Genomic DNA, 15,214 nt, shown 5'->3' with positions numbered 1-15,214 from the left:
AAATGAATGAAAAACACGCACCTTTTGAAACAGAACCCACTTTGATTTATGAGAAAAATACTTTTAAAATTGTCGCTGGAAAAACATATACAAATAAAGATGAAAAATTTTGTATAGGTTTAAAATCAAATGATTTTCCTAAAAATTCTTATCTTATATTTCCGCCACAGCTTAGCTTAGATTTATTAAAAAATCTTTTAAGTCAAGATGGGGCTAATAATAGTGAAATTATCAAGTTTATTAAAATAATAACCAAATAAGCAATGAAAAATATTTTATTAAGTTTCATAATGGTTTTGTTATTTACAGGATGTTTTAATAATAAGCCAAAATGCGATGATGAGGTTGTTCAGCTTACATTAAAAAGTATTTTAGATGATGATGAGTGGGTTTATATTGAGTATGGGCTAAGTGAGCAGTCTTTAAAGGCCTTAAAAATAAGCTTAAATGGCATGGATATAAGGGATTTAGAGGCTATATTATCTACCGATACCATTGGAATTTTAAGAGCTCATTTAAAACCTATATTTGACTTAAAAGATTATGCTAATGAAGTGGGTTATACTTCTTTTAGTAGTTTTATAACTCAAGATAGTAATGATAAAAAAACAAGTTTTTGTAGAGCTAGTTTGAAATTAACTTACCCACAAATGCCAGATGATATGAGAGAAAATTATGCAAGAGGCACTTTAAAAGGAATTATATTTGATGGGGGAGAGCATGAAGTACAAATTTCATATAGTGCTCAATTTAGCGATGATAAAAAACAAGTTTTTGTAGAACTTTTGGATTATTAGTTTATTTTGGCAATGAAATTTTATTTTATTGCCAAGCAAAATTTATACTCAATTAATTTCAAGTCTTTTTTTGTTACAATTTCTTAAAAATTTTTATAAGTAAAAATTCTAAGGAAAATTATGGTAGAAATAAAAAATCTCACTATGCGTTTTGCAAATCAACTTTTATTTGAAGATGTAAATTTAAAATTAAACCGTGGTGAAAGATATGGACTTATAGGTGCAAATGGCGCAGGAAAATCAACCTTTTTAAAAATTCTCTCAGGCGAAATAGAATCAAGCAGTGGAGAAATTTGCATAGATCCAAATTTAAAAATCGCAGTGTTAGGACAAGATCAATTTGCTTTTGAAAACTACACTATCAAAGATGCGGTAATGTGTGCAAATAAAAGATTATATGATGCACTAAAAGAAAAAGAAAAACTTTATATGAGTGAAGAATTTACCGATGAAATCAATGATAGATTAAGCGAGCTTGAAATCATAACAGCAGAAGAAGATCCAAACTATGATTGCGAGCTTAGATGTGAAAAAATTCTTAGCTCTTTAAATATTAAAGATTTTAATGCTCTCATGAGTACTTTACAAAGTGCGGATAAATTTAAAGTTTTATTAGCTCAAGTATTATTTTTAGGTGCTGATGTATTATTTTTAGATGAACCTACAAACAACCTTGACTTAGAAGCTATTTCTTGGCTTGAAAATGAACTTTTAAGACATGAGGGAACTTTAGTAGTAATTAGCCATGATAGACATTTTCTAAATAAAGTTTGTACAAGAATTTTAGATGTGGATTTTAAACAAATACGCGATTTTGCTGGAAATTATGATGATTGGTATATGGCTTCAACCTTACTTGCTAAACAAGCTGAACTCAAACGCGATAAAACTTTAAAAGAAAGAGAAGAATTAGAAAATTTCATACGCCGTTTTAGCGCTAATGCTTCAAAAGCCAAACAAGCTACAAGTAGAGCTAAAGCTTTAGAAAAACTTGAGCTTGAAGAGATTAAAACTTCAAGTAGGCGTGATCCTAGTATAATTTTTAGAACAAATAGAGAAATAGGAAATGAAGTTTTAGAATTAAAAGGTATTAGCAAAGCTTATGATAAAACTTTATTTGAGAATTTAGAATTAAAATTAGAAAAAGGTGATAAAATAGCCTTAATCGGAGCAAATGGTGTTGGAAAAAGCACTTTAGCCAAAATCATTGCATCAAAATTAGAACCTGATAGTGGCCACATCCACCTTGGTGCTACCATAGAAATGGGATATTTTTCACAAGATACGACAAATTTAATCAATGAAAATTTGAAACTTTATGAATGGTTAATGAGTGAAAAATTCAAAGATTTAGATGAAATTCGCAAATGTCTTGGTAGAATGCTCTTTAGTGGAAGTGATCAAGAAAAAATGGCTTCTAGCTTAAGTGGAGGTGAAAAACACCGCTTAATGCTTTCAAGATTAATGTTAGAACGCGGAAATTTCTTGCTTTTAGATGAACCGGATAATCATTTAGATCTTGAAAGTATCATTGCATTAGGTGAAGCCTTGTATAATTTCAAAGGTTGTGTGATATGCATAAGCCACGATAGAGAGCTAATTAGTGCTTTTGCTAATCGTATATGGTTTTTAGAAGATGGGAAATTAACAGACTTTAAAGGAAGTTATGACGAATTTTTAGGAGGTTTAGAATGAATTCGTTTAAGATAAAATATGCAGCTGGTTTTGGACATTTTACTCAAAATCACAGAGGTTTTGGCCCAACTATTTATGTAGAAGAAAGTATTGATTTTCAAAGTGAAAAAGATTATTTTGACTATGTTGAATTTTATGAAAAATTCAGCAAAGAAGATGATACTTATTTTCACATTTCATTTTTAGAAGATCGCCCTTTAACTTCTCAAGAATTAGAAAGTAGAAATGCTTATAGAAAACTAAGAGATGAGCGCTGTAACAAAGCTAGAGAAGAGTTTATCAAAAACAATGAAATAGAAGCTGAATACTACCCAACTCATGGTGATTAAGGAATGATTTTTGCTTGTTTTTTCCTTGTAATATTTTGAAAGGAGAAAACATGCAAGTTAACCATGATAATTTATCGGTTAAAGAGTATGGATATGGTCAAAGTAGTGCCTATAAAAGCACTCAAGGAGCTAATGAAGACTTTATGTCTTTACTTAGTCAAAACAATAGCGAAAATTTAAACGAGCAAAGTATAAAACTTGATGAGCTTTTTTCAAAAGCCATGAGTCAAGATCAATTTAGCACAGGAATTTTTAGCTCAAATATGTCAAATATTTATAATTATCGTTTTAGAGGACAAAACGAAACTCCTATGCAAGCTAATATAGAAGAAAAACAAGAGCCACAAAAAGATATGGTAAAAGATCTTTTAAATTCTTTATGAAAATGAAGTAAGCAAACGCTTACTTCCAAATAAGTCCACTAAATTCAAACTCTTTTGCAAATTTTTTAAATTCCTCTTCTTCTTTTGTATTAACACTTAAAATCAATTCAACATTTTCTTGAAATTTTTTTTCATAAGAAATGTTATTTTTATTTAAAAAATGCTCAAATCTTGCATAAAGATAAAAAGGAATGTTTAAACTTAAAATATTTTTAGCTTCAAATTCTAAAAGCATTGCATTTAAAATAGCTTCATTTGTAGCTTCACTATAAGCTCTTACAAGACCACCTGTACCAAGTTTAATCCCTCCAAAATAACGCACCACAATCACCGCACAATTAACAAGCAAAGCCCCTCTTAAGACATTCAAACAAGGCATAGCAGAAGTTCCTTTTGGCTCACCATCATCACTTTTATCTTCTATGATTTGATCAAATTCGTTTAAATACCTATAAGCATATACAAAATGCACGGCTTTTAAATGCTCATTTCTTAGCTTTTGCATTAAAGTTTGAAAATCTTCAAAAGGACATAAAAACGACAAAAAAGTTGATTTTTTGATTTCTATTTTTGCTTGATAAATTTGATCAATGGTTTTCATATTTTCCTTAATTTAGCTATAATATTTAAATAAAATTATAATCAAAACAACTTATAAAAATTTAAGGATAAACTATGCTTCAAACTTGTATTTTTCCTGCAGCAGGTTATGGTACTAGATTTTTACCTGCTACAAAAACCCTACCTAAAGAAATGCTACCTATACTAACTAAGCCTTTAATTCATTATGGTGTAGATGAGGCTTTAGAAGCTGGTATGGAAACCATGGGCTTTGTTACAGGGCGTGGAAAAAGGGCTTTGGAGGATTATTTTGATATTTCTTATGAACTTGAACACCAAATCGCAGGTACTAAAAAAGAATACCTTTTAAGTGAAATAAGAACACTCATAGATCGCTGCACTTTTACTTTTACAAGACAAAATGAAATGAAAGGCTTAGGAGATGCGGTTTTAAAAGCAAAGCCTTTAGTGCAAGATGAAGCTTTTGGAGTTATTTTAGCAGATGATTTATGTGTAAATGAAGATGGGGTAAATGTCTTAGCTCAAATGGTAAAAATTTATGAAAAATACCGCTGCTCTGTTATAGCTGTGATGGAAGTTGAAGCTGATCAAGTTTCAAACTATGGGGTTATAGCAGGAAATGCTGTGGAAGAGGATTTGATCATGGTAAATTCTATGGTAGAAAAACCTGATCCAAAAGATGCTCCAAGCAACTTAGCTATCATAGGAAGATACATTCTAACGCCTGATATTTTTGATATTTTAGAAAATACTAAAGCAGGTAAAAACGGAGAAATTCAACTAACTGATGCATTACTTTCACAAGCAACTAATAATATGGTTTTAGCTTATAAATTTAAAGGAAAAAGGTTTGATTGTGGAAGCGTAGAAGGCTTTGTTGAGGCGACAAATTATTTTTATGAGAAAAGTAAAAATGCTAAATAATACTTTATTTTTTAAAACCCAAGATTTTAAAAAAATTACCGCTTATGCAAATAGAATGAATGATGAGTTAGAAAGTGGTGATATAGGGTATTATCACTTAGTAGATACAAGCTTTGATTTAATCAAAGAAAGTAAAGAATTTATCGCAACTAAACCTCATATAGAAAATATCGTTTTAGTAGGCATGGGTGGGTCAAGTTGCGGGGTTAAAGCTTTAAAAGAGCTTTTATTTGATCAAGTAGAAGAAAAAAAACTTTTCATTATAGATAATACTTCCTCACATACTTTTACCCAAACTATGCAAAAAATAAATCCCCAAAAAACACTTTTCATCATAGCAAGCAAATCAGGCACAACTATAGAAGTGATTTCTTTATTTAAACTCATCATTGCTCATTTTGATTTTAAAAATGAAAATTTACACAAAAATTTTGTGTTTATTACTGATTTTGAGTCAAAACTTCACAAACTAGGAGAAGAATTAAACATAAAATGCTTTTTTATACCTAAAAATGTCGGTGGTAGATTTAGTGTTTTATCTGCTATTGGTATTGTTCCTTTGAGTTTTTGTGGCTATGATACTAAAGCCTTATTAGAAGGCGCAAAAGCTTGTTATGTGGATTTTTTTGAGAAAAAATGTGATCAAATTTTGCAAAAGGCTTATCATTACTGCACACATAAAAGTGCACATATTAATGTGCTTTTTTCTTATGGGGATGCTTTTAAAGGTTTTAATGAATGGTATATTCAACTAATTGCTGAAAGTCTAGGTAAAAAACAAGGCTTTAAACGCATAGGTTTAACTCCTATTGCTTTAATTGGTGCTAGAGATCAGCATAGCTTTTTACAACTTATCATGGATGGACCCAAAGATAAAACTGTTACTTTTTTAAAAATCAAAGATAGTCAAAAATCTCCTAGTATCCCAAATATAAGCTTTAATCATTTACAAAATTGTGATTTTACTAATGAAGTTAATTTACATAATCTTTTAAACGCGCAATGCGATGCAACCATGCATGCATTAATTGCTGAAAATTTAAGTGTTGATGTAATAGAACTTGAGAAATTAGATGCTTATCACTGTGGATATTTGATGTATTATTATGAGTTATTTACTTCTGCATGTGGCATTATGCTTGGAATTAACACTTATGATCAACCTGGCGTAGAGGTGGGAAAATTAATACTCAAAAATATATTAAGTAAATAAATTTGCTTTATTGTAAAAAAAGAGTATAATGAAAATATAATAATTATTAACATTAAAATTTATTAGATAATAATAATTATTATTTAAGAATTTTATGTTATAATTTTAAAAATAAAAAAAGGAGATAACATGTCAGTAACAAAACAATTATTACAATTACAAGCAGATGCTCATCATTTATGGGTTAAATTTCATAATTATCATTGGAATGTAAAAGGTTTACAGTTTTTTTCAATTCATGAATATACAGAAAAAGCTTATGAAGAAATGGCAGAACTTTTTGATGATTGCGCTGAAAGAGTTTTACAACTTGGAGAAAAAGCTATTACTTGCCAAAAAGTTTTAATGGAAAATGCAAAAAGCCCAAAACTAGAAAATGGTAAAAATTGCTTTACTCCTGTAGAAGTTTTAGAATTTATTAGAGAAGATTATAAATATCTTTTAGCTGAATTTAAAAAATTAAATGAAGAAGCTGAAAAAGCAAGCGATACTACAACTGCAGCATTTGCTCAAGAAAATATCGCAAAATATGAAAAAGTTCTTTGGATGCTTAATTCAACTATCCAAAATACTTGCTCTATGTAAGAATTTATAATGTTTTTTGACTTACAAAGCTTTATTGCTTTAAGTCAAAAAACAAATTTAACTTCCCAAGAGAAACTACTCTTATAAAATTCCAAGTTCGCTTAAGTACTATTTTATAATTATAATTTATAGCAACTCAATGTATTTTTAAACAAAAATATATCATTGAAAAATTATCATCACAAAATATTATTTAGATAAGTATTCAGTTCAAGCTTTTATGTAGGATTTTTCACTAAAAAAGCTAAATACTAAAAATCATTTTTACAATATCTATAGTTTAATTTAAAATCTACAACGTGAGTTTTAAAATTCTTAACCCATAAGGGCTAAGAATTTAATGTAGATCTTCATTAAGTTTTACAGCTTTTTTGTTTAAAGCTGCTATCATCACTCCACTTTGAGAGTCTTGTCTAAAATGCAAGCCATTTAGCCCTGCTAATTCTAAACCTTTGTATATATCTTTGTCAAATTTAAAATCAGGATTGATTTTTTGAAGTTCTTCTTTATTTTTTAAAACAAATTTAGTCCCTTCTAAAACAGCAATGCCTGCATCAACGATACAATTATCCCCTAAAGGAATTCCTGTAACCGAATTTGCGCCCAAAAGACAAGCTTTACCAATACTAATAGCATTACCACTTGTACCACTTAAAACACCAAGTATAGAAGCACCGCCTCCTACATCGCTACCTTCGCCCACAACAGCTGATGAACTAATACGCCCTTCTACCATACAAGCTCCAGTTGTACCTGCATTAAAATTCACATAAGCAGCCCCTGGCATGATAGTAGTACCTGCAGCTAAAACCGCCCCCATTCTTACTTTAGAACTTTCTAAAATTCTAGTATTATCCTCAGGAATAACATGAGCTAAAAATCTTGGAAATTTATCTACATAATCAATCCTTGGATACCTTCCACTCATTTTTAAATCAATCTCATTTTCTCTTAAAAAGTCCAAATCAATAGGCTTATTATCACTCCATGCAACATTTGGTAAAATCCCAAAAGCACCTGTTAAATTTAAACTTCTTAAAGGTACTTTTTTATTAGAAAGCAAGTAAAGTTTTAAATACACACTTTCTAAGCTTTTTGGTGCTTCATCATCAAAAATACAAACAAAAGAAAAAGCATTTTCTCTAAAATTTTCCTTTGCTGCTTTGATTGCTTCTATATTTTTATGACCTTGCTCTTGTAAAAATGGCGCAAAGCATTCAAGTGCAAAATCCAAATCTTCTTTAATCAAAGTAGCCACAAACTCACTTTCATTAAAATCAACATCAACCCCTCTTCTAAAAAAAGCTTCAAACATAACAGCTGCAGCGGCATAATTTTGCTCAAAATTAATCACACCAAAATTAGCTTGAAGTTTTTTACTAGGATCAACTTGACTTAGATCAAGTCTTGCTATAGCAAAAGCTTTAGGCTTTTTATAATTAATCCTTTGTTCGATTTGCTTGATTAAATTTAAAAATTCTTCTTTACTTTCTATTGGCATATTTTCCTCCTTATTGCGAGCACGCGCTTTTGCCATTCATTATAGGTTGAATAGCTGAATTATCTACTTTACCTTCTTGATTAACCTTTTCTATAAATTCCCAGATTTTTTCAGCAGCTTGTAAATATCTTTTTGAACTTACACTCTCAGGCATATAAAAACTTACAGGCTTACCGCTATCTCCACCTTCTCTTACACTCATTTCGATAGGAATTTGAGCTAAAACTTCACACTTATAAGCTTTTGCCATTTCTTCTGTGGTGCCTTTACCAAAGATATCATATTCTTTACCATTATCAGGACATAAAAAGCCACTCATATTTTCTATAATACCTGCAACAGGAATGTGCAATTTTTCAAACATATCTAGCGCTCTTTTGCTATCATCTAAAGACACTACTTGAGGAGTACTTACACACACACCCGCACTCACTGGCACGCTTTGAGCTAGGGTAATTTGCGCATCACCTGTTCCTGGAGGCATATCAAGCAATAATACATCAAGTTCAGGCCAAAGCACATCAGCTAAAAGTTGTTCAATCGCTTTCATGATCATAGAGCCACGCCACATTAAACCCTTGCCTTCTTCTATCAACACACCCATACTCATCATATAAACCCCATGAGATAAAATAGGACGAATTTTTTGACCTACAATTTCAGGTTTGCTTTTACTCTCACCTAGCATTCTTGGTATATTTGGTCCATAAATATCTGCGTCCAAAAGCCCTACCCTTTTACCCATTTTAGCCAAAGAAATCGCTAAATTTAAAGTTGTAGTACTTTTACCTACCCCACCTTTTCCACTTGAAATCATAAGAAAATTTTTAATTTGCGGAGCGATATTTTTACCACTTCTTGAATTGCTTTTTTCTTCAGGAATTTTTGGCTGTATGATTTCTAAATTAAGCTCTAAATTTAAATCTTTTAAAACATTTGCAATGTTTAGTCTAAGTTCTTGTGCAATTTGAGCATTAGCCGAAACGATTTCGACTACAATATGAGCTTGTTTTTCATTCAAATCAATCTTTTTTACAAAACCAAAACTTACTATATCTTTTTTAAATCCCGGATATATAACTTGTTTTAGTCTTTCTTCGATTTTTTCCTTCAATTTTTCTCCTTGTTGTTTAAAATGATTAATTCTACTAACTTAAATATAAATTTTGGCTTTTATGGTGTATAATATCGTAACATTAATAAAAAATTAAGGTGTAACAAATGTTAGATATTTCCTTGGTTATGCTATCAGCAGGGGAGTCATCAAGATTTAATGCTCCAGTAAAAAAGCAGTTTTTAAGACTAGGTGAACATCCTTTATGGCTTTATGCAACTAAAAATTTAAGTTCTTTTTACCCTTTTAAACAAGTAATTGTTACTTCTGGTAATATTTCTTATATGAAAAGATTTGCACCTGAGTATCATTTTGTTAAAGGCGGTAATACAAGAGCACAATCATTACTTAATGCTTTAAATTTAGTACAAAGTGAATATGTTTTAGTTAGCGATGTTGCAAGGGTTTTGATCTCTAAAAACCTTTTTAATAATATTATAGAAAATTACGATAAAGCAGATTGTATTACACCTGTTTTAAAAGTAAGCGATACAGCAATTTATGCTCAAGAAGTTATCGACAGAGATAAAATAAAACTCATACAAACCCCTCAACTTTCGCGCACAAGTATGCTCAAAAAAGCTTTAGAGCAAAATGCAAATTTTACCGATGATAGCACAGCAATACAAGCTATTGGTGGTAAGATTTGGTATGTACAAGGTGATGAGTTAGCTAAAAAAATTACCTTTAAAGAAGATTTAAAAAGCTTAAATTTACCAAAACCATCTTGGGAAATTTTTAATGGAAATGGCTTTGATGTGCATGAATTTGGAGAGCAAAGAGCCTTACTTTTAGGCGGAGTAAAGGTACATGAAAATATGGGCTTGAAAGCTCATTCTGATGGAGATGTGCTAACTCATGCACTAATTGATGCGCTTTTAGGTGCAGCAGGACTTGGAGATATTGGAGAACTTTTTCCAGATAATGATATACAATATAAAAACGCAGATTCTATGCTTTTATTGCAAAATGCTTATACTTTGGTGCAAAATTATGGATTTGAGCTTGTGAACGCTGATATTACAATCATTGCACAAACGCCCAAGATGAAAGATTTTAAAGAAGATATTGCTTTTAATATAGCCAAAATATTAAAAGTAACACCAAATAAAATCAATATCAAAGCCACCACCACAGAGCATTTAGGTTTTGTAGGAAGAAAAGAAGGAATTGCTGTTTTAGTAAGTGCGAATTTAAAATATTTTGATTGGATGAAATTATGAAAGTTTTAATAGTAGAAAATGAATTTTATTTAGCCCAAAGCATAGGTTCAAAACTTAATTCTATAGGTTATGATTGTGATATTATTGCAAATGTTAATGAGCTTGCTCATCATGATTATGAAATCATTTTGCTTTCTACTAGTATGGCTAATTTTGAACATATTGTAGAAATTTTTAAGCATAAAATTATTATTTTACTCATATCTTATATAAGCTCAGATACAGTTTTAGCGCCACTAAAAGCCGGTGCGAGTGATTATATACAAAAGCCTTTTATGATAGAAGAATTAACGCGAAAAATCAAACATTTTCAAGAATTTAAGAAAATAAATATTTTAAATCATACTTATCAGTCTTATTTAAAACATAAATTTGAGACAGCTAAATTACCAACTTTTGATTATAAAAAATTCAAATTGCCTTTGATTTTAAAAACTAATAATCAAAATTTTGCAGATCATTTTGTATTTAACTATACCAATGAGCATAATGTCGCAAATATTTACATAGATCTTTCACATCAACAAAATTTAGATAAAATCTTTAAAGATAATTGTTTATACTATCTTGTAAATTTCCAAACTCTAAAATCATCAGACAAAGAAAAAGTGTTAAACCTTGCTTTAAAAAAAGCTGTTATTATACATACAAGTACAAATGTTGAACATAGTGATTTTCAAATTTTAGAACTGGGTGAGGATGAGAAAAACTTCGAAAGTAATGGAATTTTAACTATTGATGATTATGTTAAACATATTATCATTAGTTATCAAAATGTCTTTCCTGATACAGATTTGTCAAAAAAATTAGGAATTTCTAGAAAATCTTTATGGGAAAAAAGGAAAAAATATGGCATTACAAAGAAAAAATAGTATTACAATCTCAGAAGAAGAATACGAAGTTTTATGTTTTATCAAAGAAGGAGTTTTTGGTTCTTTTACAAAATTAATGAATCAAAAAGAAAGAGATGAAGTTATAGCCACAGGAATGATACATAAACAAAAAATTCCTTATACTCTTACCTTTGCACCTGCAAGTACAAAAGAAAATAATACTGCTTTAGAAAATGCAAAAGTTGGCGATAAAATAGACTTTATTTGCAATGATAAACCCATAGGACATATCATTTTAGAAAGCAAATTTGAAAATGATAAAAATAGCAATGATATTTTTAGACCTAATGCTTGCTTGATCCAAGATTTTGGAAAAATTTGTATAAGTGGCGAATTTGAAATTTATCACAATAATATCAAAGCCATTAAAGAAGATTTTGAAAAAATCAAAAAAAGATTAAATCCTTCTAATATCACAGCCATTGTTTCAAGTTTTGATCCTTTTCATAGAGCACATGAGAGAATTTTAAGATGGGCTATAGAACAATCTGATTTAGTGATTATTTTCCTTATAGAATCCTATGAAAACAACGGATTGAGCTTAAAACTCAAAAAGCGTTGTTTTGATGTTTTTGCGCAAAATTACTTACCATCTTCTAGGGTTTTACTTATACCTTTACATAATATCAAAATTTTTGCCTCGCATTTAAACCCTGTGCTTGAGTGTGCTTTGGCTAAAAGTTTTGATTGCAATAAACTTTTTGTAGGACAAAATCATGCAGGACTTGGGATGTATTTTAATCAAAATAGAGCTTTTACCGTGCTTGATGATTTTGCAAAAGATTATAATATAGAAGTTACCATACTTCCTGAATTTGTATTTTGTGATGAATGTAAAATGGTAGTAAGTACCAAATCATGTCCCCATGGAGCTCATCATCATATGAAATACCATGGTGATTCTTTAAAAAATTTACTTAGACTTGGTATCATTCCACCAGCAGTTTTTATAAGAAGAGAAATTTCAGCTTTGATTTTATCTGAGCTTTTCCCAAATCGCTTTCATAATAAACAAAATATCTATAGTAATCTTTTCCCTACACATGGTATTTTAGAGTATCGAAGCGATAAAGAATTTTATGAGCAACTTATAAAACTTCATCAAATGTCATATATGGTGTAATCATGCAAAAATTATTTTTAACTTTTTTTTATTCAGGTAGTGTTAATAAAGCTCCAGGAACCTTTGGTACAATAGCAGCGCTAATCCCTGCTTTTTTTATTTTAAGGTATTTGGGCATAGGAACTTTGATCTTGCTTGCAATTTTACTTTTTTTAATCTCTATAAAAATCATCGATCAATATGAAAAACAAACAGGCATACACGATGATAAGCATATTGTAATAGATGAAGTTGTTGGGGTATTTTTAGCCTTGGCAATTTGCGGACAGAGTATTTTTACTTTTTTGCTTTCTTTTGTTTTATTTAGATTTTTTGATATCACAAAACCTTCTATCATAGGTAAAATTGACAAAAAAACCAAAGGTGGTTTGGGTGTAATGCTAGATGATGTTTTAGCAGGAATTTTCGCAGGATTATTTAGTGCAGTAATTTATGGAATTTTACTTAAATTTGATCTTTTATGGTTTGATATAAGCATTATGGAGATATTTTAGCTCCGTAATTTTTAGATTTAACTTCATTTATGATAAACTTTGAAACTAAAATGAAAAGGATAAAAAATGATTAAAAAAAACAATGTTTGGTGCTTTAGCATTAATTTCTTTTATAGCATGTGCTAATGGAGTAGATTATAAATATGATCCAAGTAGAGGTTCTAAAGGTGGTTATGATTTATTCATTAAAACTTTAAAAAAAGATTATGGCTCTAATGTTGTGATAAAAAGCCTTAAAGATGTTGATTTAAATGCTTTAAAAGAAAAACACCCTGAAGTGGCTGAAGATTTTGAAGGTATTAAAATAGAACAAGATGGATTGCTAGGAGATGTTGCAAGAGGCGAAATAGAATATGGAGATGTTGTTTATATTAACTATAAAAATGGCGATTTGAATAAACATAAAATAGTTTATGGAGCATGTGATACAAGAAAATGGAATAAAGAAAGATGTGAAGATCGTGGAGCAATTGTTGATATGACTGAATAAGATCAACCTATCAAATGCAATATAATTTTTCTAAGATAAGATTTACTTAATCTATCTTAGAAAAACCTCAACTACAATTTTCTTATTTTTTATTACAATAAAATAATTTTAATTTTTAAAAAAAAGTTAGTATAAAGGGTGCAACGCCAAAGGGGTGCAACCCTTTAGCTTTTTTATTTAATAAATCCGCTTGCAAGAACCAAATCTTTATCGTAAAATACCGCCATTTGTCCGCTAGCAAGCCCATAAACAGGCTCTTGTAAGATGATTTTTGCACTTTTATCTTCATTAATCAAAACTTTACATGGGGTCGATCTTGATCTATAGCGTATTTTTACTTCACAATCTAGCTCTTTAGCATCAACAAATAAATTAATATTATCAAGATTAAATTCACTTATCTTAAGTTCTTCTTTTTTACCTACTATGATTTCATTTTTTTTAGGATCAATTTTTAACACAAAATGTGGCTCATGAGCCCCGCGTACCTCAAAACCTCTTCTTTTACCTATGGTATAGTGCATATAACCTTCGTGTTTTCCTACTTCTTTACCACTACTATCTCTTACAATACCTGGAATTTTAGTATCCATAAACTGATCTAAAACTTGCACATAAGTATCTTCCACAAAACAAATTTCAGAACTTTCCTTTTGTGTTGCAAAAGATTTTAAAACATCAATTGTAGAAGCAAATTTTTTCACATCTTCTTTTCTCATCTCTCCAAGAGGGAAAATCAAATATTCCAAAGCCTCTTTCTCTGCATTTGCTAAAAAATAGCTTTGATCCTTACTCTCATCAACTGCAATTTTAATCAAACCATTTTCTATCCTTGCATAATGACCTGTGGCTAATTTCTCACAACCCAAACTCTTAGCAAATTCTAAAAGCTTGCCAAGCTTAATAAAGCGATTACACAAAGCACAAGGATTTGGTGTCTTTCCTTCTTTGTAGGTATTAACAAAAGGCATATAAACTTGATTTTTAAAATCTTCTTGCAAATCTAAAATATGATATTTGATGTCTAAAAATTTAGCAACTTTTTCAACTTTTTGTATATTTTCTTCATGATAATTAGCTTTTCCATGAAGCTTCATATAACAACCTATAATCTCATGTCCTGCTTGCTTTAACTTATAAGCAGTTACAGTGCTATCTACACCCCCACTCATTGCAACAAGAATTTTCATCTTTTTCCTTTATCATTCTTATAATTTCATCTAAATCATCACTTATACTATACTTTAACTCATCATTTTTAGATATAGTTCCAAGTTCTAGTAAAGAAGTTTTGATAAATTCATCAAGAGGTTGCCAAAATTTTTGCCCAACTAAAATAATAGGAACATCTTTTTTAAAACTAAGTTGCTTAAGAGTAAGAATTTCAAAAAATTCATCTAATGTTCCAAAGCCGCCTGGGAAAATCACAAAAGCTAGACTCTTTTGGATAAGAGCCATTTTGCGAATGGCTAAGCTCTTAAAAGTGATATTATACTCTAAAAAGTCATTTGCTTTTTGCTCAAATGGTAAATGTATATTAAATCCAAAAGATTTTAAGTGGGAAGTTTGACTTTGCATAGCGCCATGATTAGCAGCTTGCATAATACCACCGCCACCACCACTGATGATGCTATAACCCTCATCAGCTAACTTTTGAGCTAATTTTGAAGCCAAAATACAATACTCATTGTCTTCTTTTAATCTTGCAGAACCAAAAAAAGTTATAGCATTTTTTAGGTTTGGCATGTTAGCAAATTTTTCTAAATCTTGGATTATTTTTTCATTCATTTTATAACCTTTAGTTAAAATAAATTCCATTCTAGCTAAATTTTTATAATAATCTTTTATGTAATTTTTAAATAATTTTC

18 protein-coding genes are annotated in these 15,214 nt (G+C 29.8%); 13 read left to right on the top strand and 5 right to left on the bottom strand.

The genetic code is table 11. The annotated features are described in order from the left end of the window. The first annotated feature begins 2 nt into the window (after positions 1-2). The 5 genes from L8U04_RS03875 to L8U04_RS03855 all read left to right on the top strand — a co-directional run bounded on the left by L8U04_RS03875 (position 3) and on the right by L8U04_RS03855 (position 3,204). Positions 3-260, top strand: coding sequence for a hypothetical protein (locus L8U04_RS03875; protein ID WP_263660687.1), 258 nt, complete (start codon positions 3-5; stop codon positions 258-260). A 3-nt stretch (positions 261-263) separates the two neighbouring features. Continuing rightward, positions 264-797: a hypothetical protein gene (locus L8U04_RS03870; RefSeq protein ID WP_263709491.1), complete on the top strand. Its 534-nt coding sequence runs from the start codon at positions 264-266 to the stop codon at positions 795-797. A 120-nt stretch (positions 798-917) separates the two neighbouring features. Then, complete coding sequence (locus L8U04_RS03865; protein ID WP_263709490.1) at positions 918-2,492, top strand: ABC-F family ATP-binding cassette domain-containing protein; 1,575 nt, start codon at positions 918-920, stop codon at positions 2,490-2,492. After that, positions 2,489-2,821 (top strand): hypothetical protein, encoded by a 333-nt coding sequence (locus L8U04_RS03860; RefSeq protein ID WP_039617462.1) that lies wholly within the window; start codon positions 2,489-2,491, stop codon positions 2,819-2,821. Before L8U04_RS03865 ends, L8U04_RS03860 begins: the two co-directional genes overlap by 4 nt. A gap of 50 nt (positions 2,822-2,871) precedes the next feature. After that, positions 2,872-3,204, top strand: a complete 333-nt coding sequence (locus L8U04_RS03855) for a hypothetical protein (RefSeq protein WP_039627883.1) — start codon at positions 2,872-2,874, stop codon at positions 3,202-3,204. 19 nt (positions 3,205-3,223) lie between these two features. Here the strand turns inward: L8U04_RS03855 and L8U04_RS03850 are convergent, their stop codons facing one another. Further along, positions 3,224-3,805 carry an IMPACT family protein gene (locus L8U04_RS03850; protein ID WP_263659438.1) on the bottom strand — a complete coding sequence of 194 codons (582 nt, stop codon included), beginning with the start codon at positions 3,803-3,805 and terminating at the stop codon, positions 3,224-3,226. Between the two features lie 74 nt (positions 3,806-3,879). On the opposite strand from L8U04_RS03850, the gene galU reads away from it, so the two are divergent. The 3 genes from galU (at position 3,880) to L8U04_RS03835 (ending at position 6,508) form a co-directional block, all read left to right on the top strand. Beyond that, complete coding sequence (gene galU / locus L8U04_RS03845) at positions 3,880-4,710, top strand: UTP--glucose-1-phosphate uridylyltransferase GalU (protein ID WP_263709489.1); 831 nt, start codon at positions 3,880-3,882, stop codon at positions 4,708-4,710. Continuing rightward, a complete protein-coding gene (locus L8U04_RS03840) occupies positions 4,700-5,923 on the top strand; it encodes a glucose-6-phosphate isomerase (RefSeq protein WP_263659460.1) in 1,224 nt (407 codons plus the stop codon). The genes galU and L8U04_RS03840 overlap by 11 nt, the downstream gene beginning before the upstream one ends. 129 nt (positions 5,924-6,052) lie before the next feature. Continuing rightward, the gene (locus tag L8U04_RS03835; RefSeq protein ID WP_263709488.1) at positions 6,053-6,508 is read left to right on the top strand and encodes a Dps family protein; all 456 of its coding nucleotides are present in this window, start codon (positions 6,053-6,055) and stop codon (positions 6,506-6,508) included. A 337-nt stretch (positions 6,509-6,845) separates the two neighbouring features. Here L8U04_RS03835 and L8U04_RS03830 read toward each other — a convergent pair whose 3' ends face one another. After that, positions 6,846-8,009, bottom strand: a complete 1,164-nt coding sequence (locus tag L8U04_RS03830; RefSeq protein ID WP_263709486.1) for a 2,3,4,5-tetrahydropyridine-2,6-carboxylate N-succinyltransferase — start codon at positions 8,007-8,009, stop codon at positions 6,846-6,848. A gap of 10 nt (positions 8,010-8,019) precedes the next feature. Further along, entirely contained in the window at positions 8,020-9,123 is a 1,104-nt protein-coding gene (locus L8U04_RS03825; RefSeq protein ID WP_133319616.1) for an Mrp/NBP35 family ATP-binding protein, read from the bottom strand. Positions 9,124-9,230: 107 nt separating this feature from the next. Between L8U04_RS03825 and L8U04_RS03820 the strand changes: the two genes are divergently transcribed. The 5 genes from L8U04_RS03820 to L8U04_RS03800 all read left to right on the top strand — a co-directional run bounded on the left by L8U04_RS03820 (position 9,231) and on the right by L8U04_RS03800 (position 13,346). After that, positions 9,231-10,346 (top strand): bifunctional 2-C-methyl-D-erythritol 4-phosphate cytidylyltransferase/2-C-methyl-D-erythritol 2,4-cyclodiphosphate synthase, encoded by a 1,116-nt coding sequence (locus L8U04_RS03820; protein WP_263709485.1) that lies wholly within the window; start codon positions 9,231-9,233, stop codon positions 10,344-10,346. Continuing rightward, entirely contained in the window at positions 10,343-11,218 is an 876-nt protein-coding gene (locus L8U04_RS03815) for a hypothetical protein (protein ID WP_220566787.1), read from the top strand. The genes L8U04_RS03820 and L8U04_RS03815 overlap by 4 nt, the downstream gene beginning before the upstream one ends. Continuing rightward, a complete protein-coding gene (locus L8U04_RS03810) occupies positions 11,196-12,362 on the top strand; it encodes a sulfate adenylyltransferase (RefSeq protein WP_263709483.1) in 1,167 nt (388 codons plus the stop codon). Before L8U04_RS03815 ends, L8U04_RS03810 begins: the two co-directional genes overlap by 23 nt. A 2-nt stretch (positions 12,363-12,364) precedes the next feature. Continuing rightward, complete coding sequence (locus L8U04_RS03805) at positions 12,365-12,856, top strand: phosphatidylglycerophosphatase A (protein WP_263673024.1); 492 nt, start codon at positions 12,365-12,367, stop codon at positions 12,854-12,856. A gap of 82 nt (positions 12,857-12,938) precedes the next feature. After that, a complete protein-coding gene (locus tag L8U04_RS03800) occupies positions 12,939-13,346 on the top strand; it encodes a hypothetical protein (RefSeq protein ID WP_263709482.1) in 408 nt (135 codons plus the stop codon). 173 nt (positions 13,347-13,519) lie between these two features. On the opposite strand, the gene mnmA is transcribed toward L8U04_RS03800, so the two are convergent. Together mnmA and L8U04_RS03790 are read right to left on the bottom strand one after the other, a co-directional pair. Further along, positions 13,520-14,536 carry a tRNA 2-thiouridine(34) synthase MnmA gene (gene mnmA / locus L8U04_RS03795; protein ID WP_133319621.1) on the bottom strand — a complete coding sequence of 339 codons (1,017 nt, stop codon included), beginning with the start codon at positions 14,534-14,536 and terminating at the stop codon, positions 13,520-13,522. After that, the gene (locus tag L8U04_RS03790; RefSeq protein ID WP_133319622.1) at positions 14,499-15,134 is read right to left on the bottom strand and encodes a TIGR00730 family Rossman fold protein; all 636 of its coding nucleotides are present in this window, start codon (positions 15,132-15,134) and stop codon (positions 14,499-14,501) included. The genes mnmA and L8U04_RS03790 overlap by 38 nt, the downstream gene beginning before the upstream one ends. Positions 15,135-15,214 lie beyond the last annotated feature (80 nt).

Source organism: Campylobacter sp. IFREMER_LSEM_CL908, from assembly GCF_025771545.1.
In the GTDB taxonomy this organism is placed as follows: domain Bacteria; phylum Campylobacterota; class Campylobacteria; order Campylobacterales; family Campylobacteraceae; genus Campylobacter_D; species Campylobacter_D lari_D.
The sequence above is the reverse complement of the archived record's forward strand: the minus strand, read 5'-3'. Positions and strand labels throughout refer to the sequence as shown.

Excerpts from the sequence above, each read along its gene's own strand:
- galU (WP_263709489.1), top strand. The coding sequence starts at position 3,880 with ATGCTTCAAACTTGTATTTTTCCTGCAGCAGGTTATGGTACTAGATTT.
- L8U04_RS03855 (WP_039627883.1), top strand. The coding sequence starts at position 2,872 with ATGCAAGTTAACCATGATAATTTATCGGTTAAAGAGTATGGATATGGT.
- L8U04_RS03830 (WP_263709486.1), bottom strand. The coding sequence starts at position 8,009 with ATGCCAATAGAAAGTAAAGAAGAATTTTTAAATTTAATCAAGCAAATC.
- L8U04_RS03865 (WP_263709490.1), top strand. The coding sequence starts at position 918 with ATGGTAGAAATAAAAAATCTCACTATGCGTTTTGCAAATCAACTTTTA.
- L8U04_RS03840 (WP_263659460.1), top strand. The coding sequence starts at position 4,700 with ATGCTAAATAATACTTTATTTTTTAAAACCCAAGATTTTAAAAAAATT.
- L8U04_RS03790 (WP_133319622.1), bottom strand. The coding sequence starts at position 15,134 with ATGAATGAAAAAATAATCCAAGATTTAGAAAAATTTGCTAACATGCCA.
- L8U04_RS03800 (WP_263709482.1), top strand. The coding sequence starts at position 12,939 with ATGTTTGGTGCTTTAGCATTAATTTCTTTTATAGCATGTGCTAATGGA.
- L8U04_RS03850 (WP_263659438.1), bottom strand. The coding sequence starts at position 3,805 with ATGAAAACCATTGATCAAATTTATCAAGCAAAAATAGAAATCAAAAAA.
- L8U04_RS03875 (WP_263660687.1), top strand. The coding sequence starts at position 3 with ATGAATGAAAAACACGCACCTTTTGAAACAGAACCCACTTTGATTTAT.
- L8U04_RS03815 (WP_220566787.1), top strand. The coding sequence starts at position 10,343 with ATGAAAGTTTTAATAGTAGAAAATGAATTTTATTTAGCCCAAAGCATA.
- L8U04_RS03810 (WP_263709483.1), top strand. The coding sequence starts at position 11,196 with ATGGCATTACAAAGAAAAAATAGTATTACAATCTCAGAAGAAGAATAC.
- L8U04_RS03835 (WP_263709488.1), top strand. The coding sequence starts at position 6,053 with ATGTCAGTAACAAAACAATTATTACAATTACAAGCAGATGCTCATCAT.
- L8U04_RS03870 (WP_263709491.1), top strand. The coding sequence starts at position 264 with ATGAAAAATATTTTATTAAGTTTCATAATGGTTTTGTTATTTACAGGA.
- L8U04_RS03805 (WP_263673024.1), top strand. The coding sequence starts at position 12,365 with ATGCAAAAATTATTTTTAACTTTTTTTTATTCAGGTAGTGTTAATAAA.
- mnmA (WP_133319621.1), bottom strand. The coding sequence starts at position 14,536 with ATGAAAATTCTTGTTGCAATGAGTGGGGGTGTAGATAGCACTGTAACT.
- L8U04_RS03820 (WP_263709485.1), top strand. The coding sequence starts at position 9,231 with ATGTTAGATATTTCCTTGGTTATGCTATCAGCAGGGGAGTCATCAAGA.
- L8U04_RS03860 (WP_039617462.1), top strand. The coding sequence starts at position 2,489 with ATGAATTCGTTTAAGATAAAATATGCAGCTGGTTTTGGACATTTTACT.